Source organism: Micromonospora sp. NPDC006431, from assembly GCF_042870725.1.
Lineage (GTDB): Bacteria > Actinomycetota > Actinomycetes > Mycobacteriales > Micromonosporaceae > Micromonospora.
In genome coordinates this window covers 25,474-47,186 of sequence record NZ_JBIAHQ010000032.1, presented here as the reverse complement: position 1 = coordinate 47,186, position 21,713 = coordinate 25,474, and the positions used below count along the sequence as shown (strand labels likewise).

18 protein-coding genes and 1 riboswitch are annotated in these 21,713 nt (G+C 74.3%); of the genes, 11 read left to right on the top strand and 7 right to left on the bottom strand.

Annotation, left to right across the window (positions count from 1 at the left end; all coding sequences use genetic code 11):
- Positions 1-22 precede the first annotated feature (22 nt).
- Positions 23-1,711 (top strand): ribonuclease J, encoded by a 1,689-nt coding sequence (locus ACFYM6_RS32675; RefSeq protein WP_387281317.1) that lies wholly within the window; start codon positions 23-25, stop codon positions 1,709-1,711.
- A 99-nt stretch (positions 1,712-1,810) separates the two neighbouring features.
- Here ACFYM6_RS32675 and ACFYM6_RS32670 read toward each other — a convergent pair whose 3' ends face one another.
- Both ACFYM6_RS32670 and ACFYM6_RS32665 read right to left on the bottom strand, forming a co-directional pair.
- Positions 1,811-3,445 (bottom strand): YbjN domain-containing protein, encoded by a 1,635-nt coding sequence (locus ACFYM6_RS32670; RefSeq protein ID WP_387281316.1) that lies wholly within the window; start codon positions 3,443-3,445, stop codon positions 1,811-1,813.
- Positions 3,442-3,921, bottom strand: coding sequence for a YbjN domain-containing protein (locus tag ACFYM6_RS32665; RefSeq protein ID WP_387281315.1), 480 nt, complete (start codon positions 3,919-3,921; stop codon positions 3,442-3,444). Before ACFYM6_RS32665 ends, ACFYM6_RS32670 begins: the two co-directional genes overlap by 4 nt.
- Positions 3,922-4,035: 114 nt before the next feature.
- Here ACFYM6_RS32665 and ACFYM6_RS32660 point away from each other — a divergent pair, with 114 nt between their 5' ends.
- Both ACFYM6_RS32660 and ACFYM6_RS32655 read left to right on the top strand, forming a co-directional pair.
- Positions 4,036-6,492 carry a DNA translocase FtsK 4TM domain-containing protein gene (locus tag ACFYM6_RS32660; RefSeq protein ID WP_387281314.1) on the top strand — a complete coding sequence of 819 codons (2,457 nt, stop codon included), beginning with the start codon at positions 4,036-4,038 and terminating at the stop codon, positions 6,490-6,492.
- Entirely contained in the window at positions 6,485-6,862 is a 378-nt protein-coding gene (locus ACFYM6_RS32655) for a VOC family protein (protein WP_387281313.1), read from the top strand. The genes ACFYM6_RS32660 and ACFYM6_RS32655 overlap by 8 nt, the downstream gene beginning before the upstream one ends.
- Positions 6,863-7,299: 437 nt before the next feature.
- On the opposite strand, the gene ACFYM6_RS32650 is transcribed toward ACFYM6_RS32655, so the two are convergent.
- Positions 7,300-7,545 carry a hypothetical protein gene (locus ACFYM6_RS32650; protein WP_073832723.1) on the bottom strand — a complete coding sequence of 82 codons (246 nt, stop codon included), beginning with the start codon at positions 7,543-7,545 and terminating at the stop codon, positions 7,300-7,302.
- A gap of 98 nt (positions 7,546-7,643) precedes the next feature.
- The gene (locus tag ACFYM6_RS32645) at positions 7,644-7,958 is read right to left on the bottom strand and encodes a DMT family transporter (protein ID WP_387281312.1); all 315 of its coding nucleotides are present in this window, start codon (positions 7,956-7,958) and stop codon (positions 7,644-7,646) included.
- 53 nt (positions 7,959-8,011) lie between these two features.
- Positions 8,012-8,074, bottom strand: a riboswitch (guanidine-III (ykkC-III) riboswitch).
- A 95-nt stretch (positions 8,075-8,169) separates the two neighbouring features.
- Between ACFYM6_RS32645 and ACFYM6_RS32640 the strand changes: the two genes are divergently transcribed.
- From ACFYM6_RS32640 to ACFYM6_RS32610, 7 genes are all read left to right on the top strand, one after another.
- Positions 8,170-9,093 carry an ornithine cyclodeaminase family protein gene (locus ACFYM6_RS32640; RefSeq protein WP_387281311.1) on the top strand — a complete coding sequence of 308 codons (924 nt, stop codon included), beginning with the start codon at positions 8,170-8,172 and terminating at the stop codon, positions 9,091-9,093.
- 78 nt (positions 9,094-9,171) lie between these two features.
- Entirely contained in the window at positions 9,172-10,665 is a 1,494-nt protein-coding gene (gene rimO / locus ACFYM6_RS32635) for a 30S ribosomal protein S12 methylthiotransferase RimO (protein ID WP_387281310.1), read from the top strand.
- A 77-nt stretch (positions 10,666-10,742) separates the two neighbouring features.
- Positions 10,743-11,324 (top strand): CDP-diacylglycerol--glycerol-3-phosphate 3-phosphatidyltransferase, encoded by a 582-nt coding sequence (pgsA, locus tag ACFYM6_RS32630; RefSeq protein ID WP_387281309.1) that lies wholly within the window; start codon positions 10,743-10,745, stop codon positions 11,322-11,324.
- A 144-nt stretch (positions 11,325-11,468) separates the two neighbouring features.
- Positions 11,469-12,047, top strand: coding sequence for a CinA family protein (locus tag ACFYM6_RS32625; RefSeq protein WP_387281308.1), 579 nt, complete (start codon positions 11,469-11,471; stop codon positions 12,045-12,047).
- Positions 12,048-12,255: 208 nt separating this feature from the next.
- On the top strand, positions 12,256-12,705 hold the full coding sequence (locus tag ACFYM6_RS32620; RefSeq protein WP_387281307.1) for a helix-turn-helix domain-containing protein: 450 nt from the start codon (positions 12,256-12,258) through the stop codon (positions 12,703-12,705).
- Positions 12,706-12,877: 172 nt separating this feature from the next.
- The gene (locus ACFYM6_RS32615; protein ID WP_357433495.1) at positions 12,878-13,744 is read left to right on the top strand and encodes a PspA/IM30 family protein; all 867 of its coding nucleotides are present in this window, start codon (positions 12,878-12,880) and stop codon (positions 13,742-13,744) included.
- A 15-nt stretch (positions 13,745-13,759) separates the two neighbouring features.
- Entirely contained in the window at positions 13,760-14,539 is a 780-nt protein-coding gene (locus ACFYM6_RS32610) for a hypothetical protein (RefSeq protein WP_387281306.1), read from the top strand.
- 81 nt (positions 14,540-14,620) lie between these two features.
- On the opposite strand, the gene ACFYM6_RS32605 is transcribed toward ACFYM6_RS32610, so the two are convergent.
- From ACFYM6_RS32605 to ACFYM6_RS32595, 3 genes are all read right to left on the bottom strand, one after another.
- Positions 14,621-18,295 carry a multicopper oxidase domain-containing protein gene (locus ACFYM6_RS32605; RefSeq protein ID WP_387281305.1) on the bottom strand — a complete coding sequence of 1,225 codons (3,675 nt, stop codon included), beginning with the start codon at positions 18,293-18,295 and terminating at the stop codon, positions 14,621-14,623.
- 250 nt (positions 18,296-18,545) lie between these two features.
- A complete protein-coding gene (locus ACFYM6_RS32600) occupies positions 18,546-19,352 on the bottom strand; it encodes a DNA-formamidopyrimidine glycosylase family protein (protein WP_387281304.1) in 807 nt (268 codons plus the stop codon).
- 50 nt (positions 19,353-19,402) lie between these two features.
- Complete coding sequence (locus tag ACFYM6_RS32595; RefSeq protein WP_387281303.1) at positions 19,403-20,305, bottom strand: S-adenosyl-l-methionine hydroxide adenosyltransferase family protein; 903 nt, start codon at positions 20,303-20,305, stop codon at positions 19,403-19,405.
- Between the two features lie 265 nt (positions 20,306-20,570).
- Here ACFYM6_RS32595 and ACFYM6_RS32590 point away from each other — a divergent pair, with 265 nt between their 5' ends.
- Positions 20,571-21,668 carry a TIGR03118 family protein gene (locus tag ACFYM6_RS32590; RefSeq protein ID WP_387281302.1) on the top strand — a complete coding sequence of 366 codons (1,098 nt, stop codon included), beginning with the start codon at positions 20,571-20,573 and terminating at the stop codon, positions 21,666-21,668.
- The last annotated feature ends 45 nt before the right edge of the window (positions 21,669-21,713 follow it).

Genomic DNA, 21,713 nt, shown 5'->3' with positions numbered 1-21,713 from the left:
CGTCGCAGAATGAGGTGGACGCGTGACCGAGGCGCACATCGAGGGCGAACTGCCCCCGCCACTGCCGGAAGGCGGCCTGCGGATCATGCCGCTCGGCGGACTCGGCGCCATCGGCCGGAACATGACCGTCTTCGAGTACGACGGCAAGCTGCTGATCGTCGACTGCGGGGTGCTCTTCCCCGACGTCGAACAGCCGGGTGTGGATCTCATCCTGCCCGACTTCGGCCCGATCCTGGACCGGCTCGACGACATCCAGGCGATCGTGCTCACCCACGGCCACGAGGACCACATCGGGGCGGTGCCGTACCTGCTCGCCCACAAGGCGGACATCCCGCTGGTGGGCTCGCAGTTCACCCTGGCCCTGGTCGAGGCGAAGCTGGCCGAGCGGCGGATCCAGCCGTACACGCTGACCGTGCGGGAGGGGCAGCGGGAGCGGCTCGGCCCGTTCGAGTGCGAGTTCTTCGCGGTCAACCACTCGATCCCGGACGCGCTCGCGGTGGCCATCCGGACCGGCGCCGGCCTGGTGCTGCACACCGGCGACTTCAAGATGGACCAGCTCCCGCTGGACGGCCGGATCACCGACCTGGCCGGTTTCGCCCGGCTCGGCGCGGAGGGCGTGGACCTGCTGCTCTCGGACTCCACGAACGCGGAGATCCCCGGCTTCGTCACCCCCGAGCGGGAGATCGGGCCGGTGCTGGACTCGATCTTCGCGAAGGCCCGGGGTCGGATCATCGTCGCCTCGTTCGCCTCGCACGTGCACCGGGTGCAGCAGGTCTTCGACTCGGCCGTCGAGCACGGCCGCAAGGTGGCGCTGATCGGCCGGTCGATGGTCCGCAACATGGGCATCGCCCGCGACCTCGGCCTGCTCAACATCCCGCCGGGCCTGGTCGTCGGCCTGGAGGAGGCCACCAGCCTGCCGCCCGAGCAGATCGTGCTGATGTCCACCGGCTCGCAGGGCGAGCCGATGAGCGCGCTGGGCCGGATGGCGAGCGGCGACCACCGGCACATCACCATCGCCCCCGGCGACACCGTGGTGCTCGCCTCGTCGCTGGTGCCGGGCAACGAGACCTCGGTCTACCGGGTGATCAACCGGCTGGCCCGGGCCGGCGCCGTGGTGGTGCACAAGGACGTGGCCAAGGTGCACGTCTCCGGCCACGCCCCGGCCGGCGAGCTGCTCTACCTGCTCAACGTCACCCGCCCGAGCAACCTGATGCCGGTGCACGGCGAGTGGCGGCACCTGCGGGCGCACGCCCGGCTCGGCATCGAGTCCGGCGTCGCGCCGGACCGGGTGGTGCTCTGCGAGGACGGCGACGTGGTCGACCTGGTCGAGGGGCGGGCCAGCCTGGTCGGCCACGTGAAGAGCCGCTACGTCTACGTCGACGGCCTCGCCGTCGGCGACGTCAGCGAGTCGCTGCTCACGGAGCGGCGGATCCTCGGCGACGGCGGCTTCATCGCCACCACCGTGGTGGTTGACTCGGTCACCGGCAAGGTGGTCGGCGGGCCGACCGTCTCGGCGAAGGGTTTCTCCGAGGACCCGGAGGCGTTCAGTCCGGTGATCCCGCTGGTCACCGAGGCGCTGAACCGGGCCGCCGCGGACGGCATCACCGACCCGCACCAGCTCCAGCAGATCGTCCGGCGCACCGTCGGGCGCTGGGTCAACGACGCGTACCGACGCCGGCCGATGATCGTCCCGACGGTCGTCGAGGTCTGATCCCACCGGCTCCCCACGCCGGTCCACCCGCCGCGGTGGGCCGGCGTCGCCGTTGCGCGGGTACGTCCGCCCGGTGACCGGGGCGCGCCACGTCCCCGGTCAGGGCAGCGCGGCGACCGCCTCGGCGTACGCGGCGCCGGTGCTGACCGCCGCGGTCACCAGCACCACGAGCTGGGCCGGGGCCACCCCGTGCGCCAGGTCGGTGGTGACGGTGGCGGCCATTTCCACCGTCCCGTCGCCGGGGTCGTGCAGGTACGCCGCCGGCAGCAGCCGGTCGTGGTTCCACGCGTTGCAGAACGCGTACGCCTCGGCGCGCCGGGCGGCCGGCAGCCGCCGGGTCGCCACCACCCGGGCGTGCAGGATCTCCCCGCCCCGCCCGAGCCGGCGGAACTGGATCACCGCCTCGCCCCAGCGCCCCACCACCGTGCCGTCCGGCTCCACCGCGTACCCGTCCCCGCGTCCGTCGAGGGCGGCGGTGAGCAGCGCCAGGGTCAGCGGAGCCAGCTCCTCCTCGCCCGGTGGGCCGGGCTCGGCTGGCTCGTCGTCCGGCCACTCGTCGGCGGCGTCCTCGGCGGGCAGCGGCACCGGCTCGGCGAGCGGGCGATCCGCCAGCCAGGAGGCGATCCGGCCGGACTGGTGCCCGGTGCCGTTGCGGGCGTCGAAGCTGCCGGCCAGCGTGGTGGCGAGCATCTGGAGCTGCCCGCCGAGCGTGGCCAGGTCCACCTCGGCGGCCGGCCGCGGGCCGTGCCCGGGGCGGTGGATCCGCCGCCCGCGGAAACCGGCCTCGACGGCCAGCCCGCAGAGCAGCGCGCCCGCCGCCGCGAACTCCATCGCGGCCAGGTCGTCGGCGGTCCGGTCCAGCCGGGGCAGTTGCTCGGCCAGGATGTCCAGCCCGCGGGCCAGGTGCCCACCCAGCGCGCAGAACCGCAGGTGTGCGGCGAGCAGCGGGAACGCCTCCCGCTCCCGGCGGTGCCGGCGGTACGCGCGCACGTGCGCCCGGGCGGCGCGGGCCGCCTCGCCGGTGCGCAGCCACGGCAGCAGCGCCACCGCGAGGGCCCGTTCCGGCTGGTCGGTGCAGCCCACCTCGCCGTCGAGCACGGGACGTAGCGCCGCCAGGGCCGCCGCCGGCTCGCCCCAGCCGGCCAGCAACTCGGCCCGGCGGGCCGGGGCGCACCCGGGGCAGCCGGCGACCGGGTCGGGCCCGGCCGACCGTTCCGGCTCGCGGTGCCGCGCCCGACCCGCCGAGCCGGGATGGTCGTCGGGCCAGCGGGCGTACTCGCGGCGGGCGGTCGGCTCGTCGCCGAGGTGGTCGGCGAGCCGGCAGCGCAGCTCGGCCACCGCCTCGGCGTCCGGTCCCAGCCGGTCGGCGAGATCGTCCAACAGGGACCGGGCCTGGTCCAGACCGACCCGGGGGGTGGCGAACAGCGCCTCCACCGCCTGCCGTTGGTGCCGGTGCAGCCGCTCGGCTTCCCCTGGCCGGCCGGCCAGCAGCCCGGGCGTCCGGTCGAGCGCGGCCAGGCACCGGCGCAGCGGCTCCACCAGCCGCCACCGCTCGCCGAGCAGCAGGTACGCCTCGATCAGCGCGAACCGGGCCGCCAGCGCGGTACGCGGATCGCCGGTCGCGTCGGCCCGCGCGGCGATCCGGTCCAGCTCGGCGCAGCGGGCCTCGCCGTCGGGCAGGTCCCGGGCGTCGACGAGCGCCTGGGCCAGGCCCCGGTCGCGGAAGGTGGTCACCGCAGCGACCCGCCGGGCAGCCGGCCCACCTCGCCGGCGAGCTGGCAGCCGGTGACGATGCCGCAGTCGATGAGCTGGTCGAGCTGGTGCGGGGTGACGCCGCGTTCCAGATCGGTGGTCACCTCGCCGCAGACCTGGGCCAGCCCGTCGTCGGCCACGTGCACGAAGGCCTTGGGCCAGAGCCGGTCGTGGTTCCAGGAGTTGCAGAACCCGTACAGGTCGGGGACCCGTTCGATGCCGAAACGGTGCCCGGCGACGGTGCGGACCTGGAGCACCTCCCCGGCGGCACCCCGCCGGTAGAACCAGATCAGGCTCTCCTCCCAGCGCCCCACCAGGTCGCCGTCGGTGTCCTCGGCCACCGCGTACCCCCGGTTGGCCAGCACGGCAGCGATCAGCTCGCGGGTCAGCGGCCGCAGCGCCTGCGGGTGTCCGGCCAGGGGGCCGTCCGGACCGTCCTCGATCTCCGGCGACGCCATCAGGGCATCCCTTCTGAGGCGAATAACACATCGGACGGCGCGGTCCGTGCTGCGACGCGCGGACACGACCCGGAAAAGCGGCGATCTGCCGGGTCCCGCCGTTACCGTGACTGTATGGCGGGCCGTACCTCTCAGGCGAGCCGGCGGCGCGGCGCGTCGCCGCGCGGTACCACGAACAGCCGTGCCCGCCAGCCGGCGAAGAAGGCTACCCGGGCCAACCCGCGGCGGCGACCGGCGCGGCGGCCGAGCCCGGCCGCCTACCTGGGCCGGGCGGTCGGTGCGATGTGGATGGGCGTGGCGCACGGCGTGGGCTGGGCGGTCCGCGCCGCCGGCCGGCAGGCCGCCTCGGCCCGCGAACTCGACCCGGAGCACCGCCGCGACGGCGCCGGGCTGCTCCTGTTCGGCCTGGCCATCCTCAGCGCGGTGGCCATCTGGTTCGGCGGCGCCGGCCCGGTCGGCGCGCGCCTCGCCGACACCGTCCGGCTCTTCCTCGGCGCGATCGCGATCGTCGTGCCGGTGCTGCTGATGATCGGCGCCTGGCGGTTGATGCGGACGCCCGCCGACCCGGCCCACCGCGGGCGCGGCCTGGTCGGGTGGGGTTCCATGCTGCTCGCCACCGCGGCGATGCTGCACATCGGACAGGACCCGGTCGACGCGGTGCAGCGCGACTACGCGGGCGGGCTGATCGGCGCCGGCCTCGGCGACCTGCTGGCGGCCGCGATCACCCCCTGGGTGGCGGTGCCGCTGCTCATCCTGCTGCTGGTCTTCGGCCTGCTGGTGGTCACCGCGACCCCGATCAACAAGATTCCGGAACGGCTCGGGCTGCTGGCCGGCTCCCTGGTCGCGCCGCCCGAGGCGGCGGACGCCGAGGCCGAGACGCCGGCCAAGCCGGCCCGCAAGCGGCCGGCCAAGCGCCTCCCGCCGCCGCTGGATCCGGCGGACCTGGACGCCGACCTCGACGGGGTCGACCTGCAGGACACCCTGGTGCTGCCGCGCAAGCCGCCGGCGAAGGTGCCGGCGAGCCGCAAGCCGGCCGAGCCGCCAGAGCACTCGCCGCTGCCCACCCGGGCCGAGCAGCTCGCCCTCACCGGGCTGGCCGGCGACTACACCCTGCCGCCGGCCAACATGCTCGGCAGCGGCGCCGCGCCGAAGAGCCGGAGCAAGGCCAACGACGAGGTGATCGCCGCGCTGACCGGCGTCTTCGAGCAGTTCGACGTGGACGCCGCGGTCACCGGTTTCACCCGCGGCCCGACGGTCACCCGCTACGAGGTCGAGCTGGGCCCGGGCGTCAAGGTGGAGCGGATCACCCAGCTCTCCCGCAACATCGCGTACGCGGTGAAGTCGCCGGACGTGCGGATCCTCAGCCCGATCCCGGGCAAGAGCGCGGTGGGCGTGGAGATCCCCAACACCGACCCGGAGAACGTCGCGCTCGGGGACGTGCTCCGCTCCCGGGCCGCCAAGAGCGACCACCACCCGATGGTGGTGGCGCTCGGCAAGGACATCGAGGGCGGCTACGTGGTGGCCAACCTCGCGAAGATGCCGCACATCCTCATCGCCGGGGCCACCGGCGCCGGCAAGTCCAGCTGCCTGAACACTCTGCTGGTGTCCATCTTGACCCGGGCCACCCCGGACGAGGTGCGGCTGCTGCTGGTCGACCCGAAGCGGGTCGAGCTGACCGGCTACGAGGGCATCCCGCACCTGGTGACGCCGATCGTGACCAACCCGAAGAAGGCGGCCGAGTCGCTGGAGTGGGTCGTCCGCGAGATGGACATGCGCTACGACGACCTCGCCGCCAACGGGGTCCGGCACATCGACGACTTCAACCGCAAGGTGCGCAACGGCGAGATCAAGGCCCCGCCGGGCAGCGAGCGGGAGCTGCGGCCGTACCCGTACCTGCTGGTGATCGTGGACGAGCTGGCGGACCTGATGATGGTGGCGCCGCGCGACGTCGAGGACTCGATCGTCCGGATCACCCAGCTCGCCCGGGCCGCCGGCATCCACCTGGTGCTGGCCACCCAGCGGCCCTCGGTCGACGTGGTCACCGGCCTGATCAAGGCCAACGTGCCGTCCCGGCTGGCCTTCGCCACCTCGTCGCTCGCCGACTCGCGGGTCATCCTGGACCAGCCGGGCGCGGAGAAGCTGCTCGGCCGGGGCGACGGCCTCTTCCTGCCGATGGGCGCGTCGAAGCCGGTCCGGATCCAGGGCGCCTGGGTGACCGAGCGCGAGATCCACGACGTGGTGAAGTTCTGCAAGAACCAGCGCGAGCCGGAGTTCCGCGCGGACGTGCTGACCGCCGCGCAGGACAGCAAGAAGAAGATCGACGAGGACATCGGCGACGACCTGGACCTGCTGGTGCAGGCGGTGGAGCTGGTGGTCACCTCGCAGTTCGGGTCCACCTCGATGCTGCAGCGCAAGCTGCGGGTCGGTTTCGCCAAGGCGGGCCGGCTGATGGACCTGATGGAGACCCGGGGCGTGGTCGGGCCGTCCGAGGGCTCCAAGGCCCGCGACGTGCTGGTCAAGCCGGACGAACTGGAGGAGGTCCTGGTCGGCCTGCGCGGTGGCGATGACTGAGCCGCCGGGTGCGCGGGAACTCTTCCCGATCCTCGTCACCGCCGATCTGCCGGCCGCCCTGCGCTTCTACGGGGACCTGCTCGGCGGCGTGGAGACATACCGCTATCCGGCGTCCGGCGAGGTGGAGTTCGTCGCGCTCCAGGTCGGCGCGAGTTCCCTCGGCCTCGGCGTTCCAGACGGGCCGGAGGAACTGACCAACAACCGGGTCCGGCTGTGGGCGTACGTACCGGACTGCGACGCCGCCCACGACCGACTGCGCGACGCCGGGGTGACGGTTCTCGCCGCGCCGGTGGACCAGCCGTGGGGGGAGCGCATGGCGGTCGTCCTCGATCCGGACGGCAACCGGGTCATGCTCGCCGACCGCCGCTGACCTCCCATGCCGAGCTTGGCATGCGGCCTTCGCTGAGCGTCTGTGCTGGACCGAACCGTCGTCACTCCCGGTGTCCGAGCCAGCCGCTCCGACCGTGTCATCTGCTGCCTTTGCTCTGCAGCCATCGGCGCAACGGTAACGGTTCGTAGCTGCGCCGGCGTGAGTGTGGTGCGGGCTGCTGGCGGAAAGAACCAGTTCAAGCGGGTGCTGTGGATTTGGCTGCAGAGCAAAGGCGGCGCTTCGGCAGTGCCGAGTTCCCGAACGACCGTCACCATGGGTGACGGGAGGCGATGTTGCACAGGGTGAGGAGCGGGCAGGTCCCAGCCTGACTTTCCGCCATGGCGCCGGCGCCGCTGCCGGCGGCTCGTCTGCACGCGGCAGCCGGCACGCGCGAGGGCCCGCCGGCCAACCGGCGGGCCCTCAGCGTCTACGAAGGGTCAGGAGTTCAGGATCGCGTAGCCGATGATCATGCCGAGGACCGCGCCGACCACACTGGCAGCGGCGGCGTACCAGCCGAGCGGCTTGTCGCCCAGGACCGCGCCGACGATGCCGAGGATCAGCCCGACCAGGCCGAACAGCGGCGGCAGGAAGAAGATCGCGATGACCGCGAAGACGAACGCGAGAATGGTGCAGACGCGCGCCGCACTGCTGCGCGGGCGGGCGGTGGCGGGCATGTCAGCCATGGTGTCCTCCGTCAGATCGGTCCCTCGGGTGAGGTGACGGATGACTACCCCCTATCGGCCGGCCACCAAACCGGACGCCGGCACCGTTTCCGGGCCGCTCAGTGGAAGAGCTTGAGGCCCACCACGCCGGCGACCACCAGCAGCAGGCAGCCGATCCGGGGCAGGGTGGCCGGCTCGTGCAGCGCCAGCATGCCGACCAGTGCGGTGCCCACCGCCCCGATCCCCACCCAGACCGCGTAGCCGGTGCCGACCGGGATGTCGCGCAGGGCGTACGCCAGGCCGGCCATGCTCGCCACCAGCGAGACGCCGAAGACGAACGACGGGAGGGGGCGGCTGAAGCCGGCACTGCGGTCGAGGGCGATCGCCCAGACGGTCTCCAGGATTCCGGAGAGCACCAGCACGATCCAAGCCATGAGATCACCTCTGACGAGCGAGCCCGGCCACCGGGACCGGGACGGGGGCGGTCACGGGGCGTCTTGGCCTGACCGGGTACGCCACCACTCGTCCGGGGCGGCGCGGGGCCGCCGCAGCCGACCGTAGCACCGGCGCCGGCCACCGGCCGATGTGGTGACAAAGCCCACCGTCGGTGGATCTCAAGTTAACTTCAGGTTGCACTATGTTCGCATGGCCCTGCTCTTCTCCGACGAGGACGTCGCCGCCGCGGTGGACGCGCCGCTCACCGTCGCCGCCATGCGGGACGCCCTGCTGGCCGCGTACGAGGGCCGGCTGATCGCCCCGCCCCGGGCGTCCGCCCCGCTGGGCGGCGGCCGGATGGTGCTCACCGCAGGTCACCTCACCGGCGAGTGGTACGGCTTCCGCTCGTACGACACCTTCGGGCACGCGGAGAGCGGGCAGTTGGTCGTGCTGCACGACGCGCGGACCGGGGCGGTGCGGGCGATCGCCGTCGGCGACGAACTGGGCTCCCGGCGCACGGGTGGGCTGGGCGGGGTGGCCGTGGCCGCCCTGGCCCGCCCCGACGCGGCCACGATCGGGGTGATCGGCTCCGGCCGCCAGGCGTGGACCCAGGTCTGGGCCACCGCCGCGGTTCGTCCGCTGCGCGAGGTGACCGTGCACAGCCGCTCGGCGGCCCGGCGCGAGGCGTTCGCCGCCCGGGTCCGGGCCGAGCTGGGCGTGCCGGCCCACGCGGTCGCCTCCGCCGCCGAAGCGGTCCGCGACCGGGACGTGGTGGTGCTCGCCACCACCAGCACCACGCCGGTGCTCGACGCCCGCGACCTCGCCCCGGGCACCCACGTCAACACGGTCGGCTTCAAGCAGGTCAACCGGCACGAGTTCGGCACCGACCTGCTGGACGCCGCCGACCTGCTGATCACCGACTCGCCGGCGCAGGCCGCCGCGTACGTCCCGCCGATGCTCACCGCCGTCGAGCCGTACGCCGGCCGGCTGCGCGACCTGGGCGCGGTGCTGGCGGGGGCGGTCCCGGGCCGCACCGGCGCGGACCAGATCTCGGTCTTCTGCTCCACCGGCCTGGCCGGCACGGAGGTCTTCCTGCTCGACCGCCTGGCCCGGGTCGGCGCGGCGGCCCGCTGACGTCCTGCGGCCGGGGAGAGGCGGCTGATCCCGACGGCCCGCCGTCGCGGGGCCCCCGACCCGGCCCGGTACCCTCGGATGGTGTCTGCCACCTCCCCTTCCAACAGCCGTCGCGTCGCCCTGCTGACCCTGGGCTGCGCCCGTAACGAGGTCGACTCGGAGGAGTTGGCCGCGCGGCTGCACGCCGACGGCTGGCAGGTGACCACCGACGGCGAGGGCGCCGACGTGGTGGTCGTCAACACCTGTGGCTTCGTGGAGAAGGCCAAGCAGGACTCGATCCAGACGCTGCTCGCCGCCGCCGACACCGGCGCCAAGGTGGTGGCCGCCGGGTGCATGGCCGAGCGGTACGGCCGCGAGCTGGCCGACAGCCTGCCCGAGGCGCAGGCGGTGCTCAGCTTCGACGACTACCCGGAGATCTCCGCCCGGTTGAACGCGGTCGTGGCCGGCGAGGCGCTGGACGCGCACACCCCTCGCGACCGGCGGGAGCTGCTGCCGCTCACCCCGGTCAAGCGGCGCGACGCGGCGGTGTCGCTGCCCGGCCACGGCACCCCGACCCGGGCTCTCGTGGCGACCGACGAGCACACCCCGGCCCACCTCCGGCAGGTGCTGCGGCACCGGCTCGACACCGGGCCGGTCGCCTCGCTCAAGCTGGCCAGCGGCTGCGACCGCCGCTGCGCGTTCTGCGCCATCCCGGCGTTCCGCGGCGCGTTCGTCTCGCGTACCCCGGACGAGCTGCTCGCCGAGGCGGAGTGGCTGGCCAAGACCGGCGTCCGGGAGCTGGTGCTGGTCAGCGAGAACTCCACCTCGTATGGCAAGGACCTGGGCGACCCCCGGGCGTTGGAGAAGCTGCTGCCGCAGCTCGCCGCGATCGACGGGATCGTCCGGGTGCGGGCCAGCTACCTCCAGCCCGCCGAGACCCGGCCCGGCCTGGTCGAGGTGATCGCCACCACGCCCGGCGTGGCGCCGTACTTCGACCTGTCGTTCCAGCACTCCAGCGAGCCGGTGCTGCGCCGGATGCGCCGTTTCGGGTCCACCGACCGCTTCCTGGAACTGCTGGCCTCGGCCCGCGCGCTCGCCCCCGAGGCGGGCGCCCGGAGCAACTTCATCGTCGGTTTCCCGGGCGAGACCCGGCAGGACGTGGCCGAGCTGGTCCGGTTCCTGACCGACGCGCGACTCGACGCGATCGGCGTGTTCGACTACAGCGACGAGGACGGCACCGAGGCCGCCGGCCTGCCCGGCAAGGTCTCCGCCGCCACCGTCAAGCGGCGGTACGACAAGCTCAGCGCGCTCGCCGACGAGCTCTGCTCGCAGCGGGCCGAGGAGCGGCTCGGCTCGACGGTCGAGGTGCTGGTCGACTCGGTCGCCGACGGTGTGGTCGAGGGGCGGGCGGCGCACCAGGCGCCCGAGGTGGACGGCTCGACCACCCTGGTCGCGCCGGTGGGCGGCGGGGTCGACCTGGCCGCGCTGCGCCCCGGCGACCTGGTCCGGGCCACGGTCACCGCGACCGAGGGCGTCGACCTGGTCGCCGTACCGGATGAGATGATCTCGGCGGCGCCCGGCGCGGCACGGTGACGACGGGCCCGGACGGAGCGGGGGAGCCACGTGGTGCGGTGCCAGGTACGCCACGGCGGGCGGAGCGGGGCACGGCGATGACCGGGGCGGATCCGACCGTGGGTCGGGTGCCCCTGCTCAACGCGGCGAACGTGCTGACCGCGGTGCGGCTCATGCTGGTGCCGGTCTTCGCCGCCTCGGTGGTCGCCTCCGACTTCACGGACGCGGGTTGGCGGATGGCGGCCTGCCTGATCTTCGTGGTCGCCTCGGCGACGGACCTCGTGGACGGCTGGATCGCTCGTCGGTTCGCGCTGGTGACCTCGCTCGGCAAGGTCGCCGACCCGATCGCCGACAAGGCGCTCACCGGCGCCGCCCTGGTGCTGCTCTCCTGGTATGACAGGCTGCCCTGGTGGGTCACCGTGGTGATCCTGGTCCGGGAGTTGGGCATCACCGCGTTGCGCTTCTGGGTGATCCGGCGCGGGGTGATCGCGGCCAGTCGGGGCGGCAAGATCAAGACGGCGCTCCAGATCCTCGCCATCACCTGGTACCTCTGGCCGATGCCGGAGCCGCTGGCCGTCGTCGGCCCGTGGATCATGGGTGCCGCGGTCGTCGTCACCGTGCTGACCGGCTTCGACTACATCGCCCAGGCCCTCCGCCTCCGCCGCCGCACCATCCCCTGACCGCGCCCGTCCCACCCCTCGCCGGCGTCGGCGATCATGAGTTCGTTGCCCCCCGGGACCGACGTGTCATGGCGATGACTCCGTGATCGACGGATCGGTGGGGAGGATGAGTAGGCCGAGGTGGGGAGGGGAAGGGACTGGGGCATGGATGATCGGGATGCGCGGGGGGAACGCCCCGTCGGCAGTCCGGCGGCCGGGGTGGTGCACAGCCTGTCGGAGCGGCACGAGACGTTGGCCACCGTCGAGTCCCTCACCGGCGGCCTGCTCTCCGCCTCGATCGTGGAGATCGCCGGGGTGAGCGGGACGTACCGGGGCGGGCTGGTGGTCTACGCCACCGAGCTGAAGGCGCAGCTGGCGGGCGTACCCGAGGACCTGCTGGCGGAGCGGGGACCGGTCGACCCGGACGTGGCCGTGGCGCTCGCCGAGGGCGGGCGGCGCCGCTGCGGTGCCGACTGGGGGCTGGCCACCACCGGGGTGGCCGGGCCGGAACCGCAGGACGGCAAGCCGGTCGGCCTGGTGTACGTCGCGGTCGCCGGGCCCGGCGGCGCCCAGGTACGCCAGCTCGACCTCGACGGGGGCCGTGCGCACATCCGGTCGGCCGCGGTGATCGAGGCGCTGCGATTGCTCGCCGACCGGCTGCACGCCGCCAGCGAGCGGGAGGCCGAGGCCGCCGATGCCGGTCCGACGGATGCCGCCGACCGGGCCGGGGTGGGTCGTCGGTGAGCCGGACGCCCACCGCCCGGCCGAGGGCCGTCCGACCGGCCCGCGCGGCGGGGTCGGCGATTGAAGGGGCGGGGCGGGATGTCGCCGGGGCGGCTAACGGGTACGGTTGCGGGAAGGCTCCGACGGACGACGTCGGCGCCGGGGCGGTCCACCGCGTCCGGCGCGGCACGACCGGCCGGAGATGGTGGTCCCGTCAGGGGGAGGTGCGATGGTCCTGCTACGCCGGGTGATCGGTGACGCACTGCGGGCGCGCCGGCAGGGGCAGCACCGCACCCTCCGCGAGGTCTCCTCCGCCGCCAACGTGAGCCTCGGTTACCTCTCTGAGATCGAACGCGGCCAGAAGGAAGCCTCCAGCGAGCTGTTGGCCGCGATCTGCGACGCGCTCGGTGCCCGCCTGTCCGAGCTGCTCCGCGAGGTCAGCGACACGGTCGCCCTGGCCGAGCAGCTGCCGGGCGTGCTGGTGCCGGTGGCCGGCGAGCCGGTCGATTCGACCCCGGTCGCCCCGCCCGCCGTCCGCAAGGCGACCAACCGGAGCGTCCGCCAGGTCGCCTCCGACGGGTCGGTCGCTGTCCAGGTCCGCCAGGACTCGCCGCTCAAGGCGACGCTGCGTAGCACCCGGGTCCGCCCCGCGGACCGGGACGTGGTCTGCGCCGCCTGATCCGCTCCGTCGCGCCATGGCCGCCGGTGGCGGACGCCGCGTACTGTTGATCAGGGTCGTACGGGTGCCGCGCTGGCGTCGGGCTGGGACGATGGAGGCTCACCGCGCGGCCCGCTGGTCGACCCGCCCGGCCGGGGAGGCGGCGCGACGCTACTGAGGGGACAACGCGGAGATGGCGAACCCGTTCGTCAAGGGTTGGAAATACCTGATGGCGCTCTTCGGCTCGAAGATCGACGAGCACGCCGACCCGAAGGTGCAGATCCAGCAGGCCATCGAGGAGGCCCAGCGGCAGCACCAGGCGCTGGTCCAGCAGGCGGCCGCGGTGATCGGCAACCAGCGCCAGCTCGAGATGAAGCTGTCCCGGCAGATGTCCGAGGTCGAGCAGTTCCAGGCCAACGCCCGGCAGGCCCTGGTCCTGGCCGACCAGGCCCGGGCCCGCGGCGACGAGGCCGAGGCGGGGCGGTACGAGCAGTCCGCCCAGCTGCTCGCCACCCAGCTGGTCTCCGCCGAGCAGGCCGCCGAGGACCTCAAGACGCTGCACGACCAGGCGCTCGGTGCGGCCGCGCAGGCCCGCAAGGCCGTCGAGAACAACTCGATGATCCTCCAGCAGAAGCTGGCCGAGCGGACCAAGCTGCTCAGCCAGCTCGAGCAGGCCAAGATGCAGGAGAGCGTGGCCCGCTCGCTGGAGTCCATGTCCGCGCTCACCGCGCCCGGCACCACCCCCTCCCTGGACGAGGTCCGCGACCGGATCGAGCGCCGGTACGCCACCGCGATGGGCCGGGCCGAGCTGGCCGGCAACTCCGTCGAGGGCCGGATGCTGGAGATCCAGAAGGCCACGCTCGACTCCGCCGGGACGGCGAGACTGGAGCAGATCCGGTCGAGCATGGCCGGCGAGCGGCTCACCGGCCGGCAGGAGTCCCCTGCGGTGGGGCAGCCGGCGGCCGCGCCCGCCGCCGACCCGGCCGCCGCCGCCCGGCTGGACCAGATCCGGGCCAGCATGAGCCGCGAGCACGGCGCCGGGGAGAGCACCACCGGCTGAGAGGCGGGGAGACCGATGGCCGACGAGCGGAACCGACACTTCCGCCAGCTGCGCCGGTTGCGGCGCTCCGCCCGGCGGTGGAGCGTCCTGGCCGGCGGGCTCGGCGGCGCGGCGGCGGTGCTGACCCCGTACGCCGGGATCGGGCTGCCGGACGCCGTCTGGGCCGGTGCCGCGGGAAGCGCCATCGCCGTCGCCGCCTGGCGCTGGGCAGACCTCCGCGCGCTGGCCGCCGCGCCGGCACCGCCGGCCCTCGACCCGGCCGAGGCCGCCGCCCGCTCCCGCGCCCGGCTGGTCGCCGCCGTCGAGCGGCTGCCCGTCGGCCCGGGCGTCCTGTCCGAGGTACGCCGGGTCCGCTCCCACCTGGCGCTACGCGGCACCTCCGCGGCCAAGGCGTGGGCCCGGCTGGACCGGGCGGCACTGACCCTGGCCGGGATGACCGGGCGGCTGACCGGGCTGGCCGAGCCGGCGGTCCAGGAGGCCGCCGAGGCCGACCGCTCCCTGCGCGACCTGGCCAACCGGGTGGCCAGCGTGGAACGGGCCCTCAAGCTCGCCCCGGCCGAAGCCCACGGGTCGCTCGCCGCAGCGCACGGCACCCTGGCCGCCCAGCTCGAGAGCGGGGTCGCCGCGTACGAGCGGCTGGTGGTGGCCGCCGCCGGCTACGTCGCCGAGGACGCCCGGCCCAGCACCGAGCACCCGGCCGCCGCCCGCCTCACCGAGGCGACCGACCTGCTGCACGGCGTGGCCTCGGCCCTGGCCGAACTCCGCACCGCCCACCCCCCACTCCGCACCCCCTGACCGACCTGTGTTGATCAAGAAGTTTGCGTCCGGACCGCGCGAATTCCTGACGTAAACCTCTTGATCAACACGGCGGTGTGGTCAGTCGGGGGTGGTGATGGGGATGGGGCCGGTCCAGGCGGACGTGCCGACGACGTTGAACGACCTGATCCGGTAGTGGTAGGTGACGCCGCGGGCCAGCCCGGTGTTGGTGAACCCCCGGCCGGTGACGCTGAAGGCGGACAGTTCGCGGGTGAATCCGGGGTCGATCGCGCGCTGCACCACAAAGCCGGACCCGGGCCCGGTGGGCGTGCTGGCGGACCAGCTCAGGATCACCGTGGCGGTGTCCGGGGCGGGTGCGGTCGCGGTGGCGCACACCCCGGTCGGCACTCCGGGCCGGGGCGGGGTGGTCACCGTCGCCACCGTGGACCAGGGTGAGGCGGCGCCCAGGTAGGTGGTGCGTACCCGGTAGTAGTACGTGGTGTCGGGGGCGACCGCCGCGTCGAGGTGGGCGTCGCCGACCGCGATGGCGGTGGTGCCCGGCCCGCTGGTGAACGTCGGGTTGGTGGCCCGCTGCACGTCCACCCCGGTGGCGAAGGAGCGGTTGGCCCAGCGCAGCGCGACCCGTAGCGGTGCGGCCGGCGGCACCGCCGCGGTCAGCTTCGCCGGCGAGGTGAGCTGCACCGACGCCGGGACGCTGTTCGACCAGGCCGAGCAGCTGACCGCGTTCTCCGCCCGGATCCGGTAGTGGTAGGTGACCCCGGGCGTCACCGTCGCGTCGGTGTACCGGGTGGCGGTGGCCGCCACGGTGATCTCGGTGAGCCCGGCGGTGAACGTGGTGTCGGTGGCCCGCTGCAGCAGGTGACTGGTGGCCGGCGGGCGGCTGCCGTTGCCCGTCCAGGCGAGCGCGATGGCCGGCAGCACGGTGGCCGACCCGGGCGCCGGGGTGGCGGTCAGCCCGGTCGGCGCCTTGGGGGCGACCCGCACCACCAGGGGCCGGCTCATGCCCTGGTCGCGCAGCCCCGCCAACCGGGTCTGCCAGCGATACTCCCAGCCCAGGTTGACCAGCTGGTTGACCACGGTGGCGGGCCGCCCGTCGATCGGACTGACCGGGCTGCCGTCGAGCCGGACGCCGGCCGGCCGGGTGGGGTCGAGCAGCCGTACGCTGTCGCCGATCTTGAACGGCAGGCCGGGCAGGACCGGGCGCAACGCCACGATCACGTCCTCCCGGGGGTTGACCCGGACGGTCTCCTTCCAGCCCAGCTCGTTGGGGTCGGGCGGGCGCAGCGTGCCGTCCCAGCCGACCCGGTTGACCAGTTGCAGGTCGCAGCCGTCGACGTGCACCGGCTGGGTACCCGGGGCGTCCCCGACGATCCGCCACAACTGGGTGCCGTCGGCCGGGGCGCCCACCGGCACGGTGGGGTCGGTCGCGTACAGCACCTCGGTTGCCGGGTCGACCGGCCCGAGCGGCAGGGTGGCCGGGGCCAGCGAGCCGGCGTGCGGGTGGCCCACGCCGAGCCGCCCCACCGCCCGGCCGTGCCGGGGCTCGAACACCTGCCCGACCGACTTCGCCGCCAACGGCAGGGTCACCGGGGTGACCGCGCCCACCGGGGTGAAGGTCACCGAGGTGGTGCGTGCCGGCACCAGCGTCTCCCGAGGCGTCAGCGTGCCGAAGGCGGCGTCGTACGCCGGCTGCGGCACGATCGGCGGCTGCTGGCTCTCCGCGTACGCGCCGGGCAGGCGGGCGGCCAGTCGGGCCAGGTCGTACGGTGGCGCCGGGGTGCCCGCCACCCGGAACTGGAGCAGGGTCCGGGTGTTCGGCCCGTAGCCGGGCTGGGCGGCGGGGAGGCCGCCGATCGCGGTGCGGTCCGGGGCGTCGGTGTGGTGGTCGTACCGGGGGTCGAACCGGGGCAGCGGGGCCGGGCAGTCGTTGTAGAGGATCATGGTGCTGCCCGGGGGGACGGCGGAGAAGTCCACCACCACGTCGGCCCGCTCGCCGGGGGCGAGCAGCAGGGTGTGCCCGTCCACGTTGAGCACGGTCGGGTCCTGGCGGTCGTAGCGGTAGCCGATCGGCCGGTTCACCAGCACCACCGGGGCGGGCAGTAGGCCGCACTCGTTGCCGACCTGGATCAGGTCCGGGCCGGCGGCGCGCGGGTCCGGCACCCCGCCGTCGCGCCCGTCGGTCGGCCAGTACGCCGGCCGCCCGGCCGCGTGGACCGCCTCGACCATCGGCACCTCCCCGGCCTCCGGCTCGGCCAGGTCGCCGTCGTGGGTCCACATCGGCTCGTCCGAGCACGCCCGGTAGAGCTGGAGGTGGAGGCTGCGGTCCGCGCAGGCGTTGAGGATCCGGAACCGGTACGCCCGCGGCGCCACCACCAGGTACGGGTAGGCCACCCCGTTCACCAGCGGGGTGTCCCCGTACGCCTCGGGGACGGCCGACGGGTGCGGCACGCCCGGTGCCAGCGGCGGTTCCTCCGGTTCGGCGACCGGGTCGTGGTGCGGGTTCGGCACCGGGGCGACCCACGGGCTGCCGCCGCCGTCCGGGTCGTGTGTCCACGGCCCGTAGTCCCAGCGGCCCGTGGGGTTGCTGCCGGTGCGGCGATAGGGGTTCTGCCGTGGCTGGTAGACGTGCGGGTGCCAGAGGCTGCCCTTGGCGCCCCAACGGTCCCGGTCCCAGGTCGGGTCCTGGTCGGCGAGCTGCGCGTCGTCCGGCACGAACGTCTTGTCCTGGATCACCAGCGGCAGCTGCTCGGCGGGGAGCACCCCCTCGTCGACCAGCCGCTCCTCGGCCGGATCGGTGAGCAGGTAGGGGGCGAGCTGCCCGGAGTAGACGGTGAGCCGGCCCAGGCCGAGCGTGTTGTCGTGCAGCCACATCAGCCGCCCGCTCTGCTCGTTCGGGAAGTAGAGCGTGGTGGCCCCGGCGCCCGGCGGCGGCATGTCCGGCACCGGGACGACCCCCACCCCGGTCGGGTACGGGGTGATCTCGCCGGCCGGGGTGACCCACTGCCACGGGTTGCCCGCGCTGATCCAGGCGGTCTGCGCGCCGGCCAAGTGCGGCACCGCCCGGTTCTGCGGGTATGGCGCCGGCCCGTCCCGCGGCCCGGCCCCGGCCCCGTCGACGGTCTCGTCGACCGGCAGGAAGAGCTCGCCGGCCCGCCCGGTCGGGAGCTGGTTGATGAACTTGATCCGCACCGGCCGGCCGCGGCGGGCCAGGATCAGCGGCCCGAGGTGCCAGGGCCGGTCCGGGGGGCTGACCGTGTTGTGCCCGGACGGGTCGGTGCCCAGGTTGAGCTGGCGGTAGCCGCGCAGCCGGGTGGCGGGCAGGTCGCGGTGCAGGCGTTGCGCGTACTCCTGGAGCCCGATCTCGTAGTAGTCGCAGCCGGGCCAGCTGATGGTGTCCGGCACCGCCACCGGCAGCCGGGCGTCCAGCCCGGCGGTGGCCGGCGACGGCTCCAACGACGGCTTCAGATCGCGGCGCGGCGTCAGACGCGCCGAGCTGGAGTTGTCGAACGCGGGCACCGGCAGCGCGTCGACGAACTTGCGGATGCCCGTTCCGGGTACCGGCCGGCCGGCCTGGTCGAGGGTCGGCAGCGGGCTGCCGGCGAAGTTCGGCACCGGGCCGAAGCAGCGGGGCACGGCGGCCGGGTCGAGGCTGGCCGGCGCCGGCCCGCTCTCCTCCTCGGCGAGCCGGGCGGCGGGCACGGTCGGCGTATTGTCCTCGACGGCCCGGACGGCACGGTCCGCCCAGCCCGGCCGGAATCTGCGGAACAGGGCCATGGCTCTCCCCGGGATCGGGGCGCGCCCGCCGCCACCGCGGCGTGGCGGGGCGTACGCGCTGCTGACGATGGGTGAGCAGTCAACCGCAGCATGCGACGCCGAAGCCGGTGAGGGAAGTACCCAATCGTCCCAATCTCGGGCGATCTTGCCGGTTCGTGGAAGTTCCACGCGCCGGCCGCCGGTGTCACCGAGCGAAGCGGATCTCCATCCGCCGGTTCCGAGCCCGGCCCTCCGGGCCGTGGCGCGGAGGTCAGGGCCGGTCCGGCTGGCAGGCCGGGCACCAGTAGGTGACCCGCTCGCCCTGCTCCGCCTTGCGGATGGCGGTGCCGCAGCGCCGGCAGGGCTGGGCCCGCCGGCCGTACACGTAGCTGGTCTGCCCCCGGTGCAGCGCGCCGGTGGTGCTCTGCGTCCAGCGACCCCGGTTCGCGGCGAGCAGCCGCTGCGCGAGGGCGACCGTGCCGGCCAGGTCGGGCACCGCCCCGACCGGGGTCCACGGCGAGACCCCGCGCAGGAAGAGCACCTCACACTTGTAGAGGTTGCCCACCCCGGCCAGGTTGCGCTGGTCCAGCAGCGCCTCGCCGATGCTCTCGTCCGGGTGGGCGACCAGCCGGCGGACCGCCTCATCGGGGTCCCAGTCCGGGCCGAGCAGGTCCGGCCCCAGGTGGCCGACCAGCGACTCCTCCGCCGCGGTCGGGATGAGCGCCAGCTCGTGCAGGTGGTAGCCGACGGCGACCGCGCCGGGGGAGCGGAGCACCGCCCGGATCAGGTGTGCCGGCCGGGCCGCCCACCGCTCGCCCGGGGCGTACGCCCGCCAGGCGCCGTCCATCCGCAGGTGCGAGTGCAGGGTCCAGTCCCGCCCGCCGTCGGTGTGCCCGTCGGGAGCGGTGAGCCGGAGCAGCAGGTGCTTGCCCCGGCTGGCCGACTCCCGGACGGTCCAGCCGGTCAGGTCGGTTGCGGCGAGCTGCGGCACCCGGAAGTCGGAGCCGGTGAGCCGGGTGCCGGCCAGGGCGCGCTGGAGGACGCGGGCGGTGTTCCAGACGGTGTCACCTTCGGGCACCTCCCCATCCTCCCTCGCCCGCCCGGGACCGCACCGGCCCGAATAGGGGCTCAGCCGCGGGTCACCGTCACCACGTCCCCGGGGCGTACGCCGAGCCGGTCCACCGCCCGGCCCGTGTTGACCGCGACGGCGAGCAGGCCGGCGGAGTCCGGGTACACCACCAGCTCCCCGACCGGGGCGTCGGCGAAGGTGCGCCCGCGCATCGCGAGGGCTCCCGTGACGGCCTCGGCGACGGCCTCAGGTCGCGGCGCGGCGTCAGACGCGCCGAGCTGAGGCTGTCGTAGCGGCGCGGCGTCAGGCGCGCCGAGCTGGCGTGGTCGGTCGGCCCGGCCGGTCACCCGGACCCGGTCCGGCAGCCCGTCGAGGAGGTCGGCCGGGGCGGCGAGCTGGACGTTGCCGAAGTGGTCCACGGTGAGCACCTCGGCGGCGAACCCGTCGGCGGTGCGGTGGAGCACCGGTGCGGGCAGCCGGACCAGCGTCGCCGGGTCCAGCGCCGGGCCGGCCTCGGCGAGCGGTGCGCCGAGCGCGAGACGGGCGGCGACCGGCGCGAAGACGTCCCGGCCGTGAAAGGTGCGGGAGACCGCGGGAGCCAGCCACGTCGGGTTGGTCAGTTCGACCGCGGCGGTGATTCCGCCGAGCGCCGCAGCGGCGTCGAGCAGCAGGCCGTTGTCCGGCCCGACGAGCAGCCCGTTCGGGGTGGCCAGGCCGATCGCCCGGCGTGCGGTGCCGACGCCCGGGTCGACCACCGCCACGTGCACCCCCTCGGGCAGGTACGGCACGGTCTGCGCGAGCACCACCGCGCCCCGGCGGACGTCCGCCGGTGGCACCAGGTGGGTCACGTCGATCACCCGGGCGGCCGGGGCGAGCCGGGCGAGGACCCCGTGGCACGCCGCCACGAACCCGTCGGCGAGACCGTAGTCGGTGGTCAGCGAGATGCAGGTGGGCCGGGACATGCGGGGAAGGCTATCCGGCGGGCCGGTGGCAGCCGAACGGCTGACGCCGCCCCTATCGGGTGGAATGTGACAATCTTTCATCAAACTGGCGATCAGCTCCCGATCGACGTGGAAGGGTCGCTATGGGCGTCCGAGACTCGGTACCGCCGAGGGCTCCACGAATTTCCCACGGCGCCGAGCCATTTGACGCCCACGCCTGCGCCCGCGCCGTCACCCGACCCTTCTCGCGGACGCTGGTCCCTGTCACTCGATCGAGAGGAGCAGCATGGCGACGAGGATGGCGCGGCTGGTGACCGTCGGGGTGGTGGCCGCGGCCACCGCCGTCGGCAGCCCGGCGTGGGCCCATGACGGCGGCCATGAGAGGCACCGGACGCCCGAGTTCGACGTGATCAACCAGGTCTCGGACCAGGCGTTGAAGCAGGATTCCCGAAGACCGCCGCTCGTGGATCCGAACGCGGTCAACACCTGGGGCCTGGCCCTGGGGCCGGACACGCCGTTGTGGGTGGCCAACAACGGCACCGACACGGCCACCGTCTACAGCGGCGGGGTGGACGGCGCGCCCGTCAACAAGGTCAACATCACGGTCAGCGTGCCCGGTGGGCCGACCGGCGCGGTGTTCAACGACACGGACGGCTTCGCGGTGCCGGACGGGGGTGGCAATGCGCCCGCCAGGTTCATCTTCGTCACCGAGAGCGGCGACGTCATCGCGTGGAACCAGAAGGCGGGCGCCAATGGAGTCGTCGTCGCGCACGGGGAGGAGGGTGCGGTCTACAAGGGAGCGACCCTGCTGCATACGGACTCCGGCAACTTCCTGCTCGCCGCCGACTTCCACAACGCGCGGATCGACGTGTTCGACGAGGACTTCGACAAGGTCGACCTTTCGGACCGCCGGTTCCAGGACCGGGACCTGCCGGAGGGCTTCGCGCCGTTCAACGTGTTCGCGGTCGGGGAGGCGGTCTACGTCAGCTACGCCAAGCAGGACGCGGCGGCGCACGACGACGTGCCCGGTGAGGGGCTCGGCTTCGTGGACCTCTTCACCGACTTCGGTCGGCGCGTGTGCCGGGTCGCCAGCAGGGGGACGCTCAACGCGCCGTGGGGCATGGCCATCGCGCCGAAGAGCTTCGGCCGGTTCGCCGGTGACCTGCTGGTGGGCAACTTCGGCGACGGCAAGATCAACCTGTTCGACGGGAACGAGTTCGAGGGCCTGCTGCGGGACGACGACGGCGACGTCATCACGATCGACGGTCTCTGGGCGCTGCTGCCGGGGACCGAGCAGACCGGCGGCGAGGGAACCCTCTGGTTCAGCTCGGGGCCGGACGACGAGCAGCACGGTCTGGTGGGCCAGCTGATCCGGGCCAACTGACGGCCGGCTGTCCGCTGCCGCGCCCCTGGGACCACCCCGGGGGCG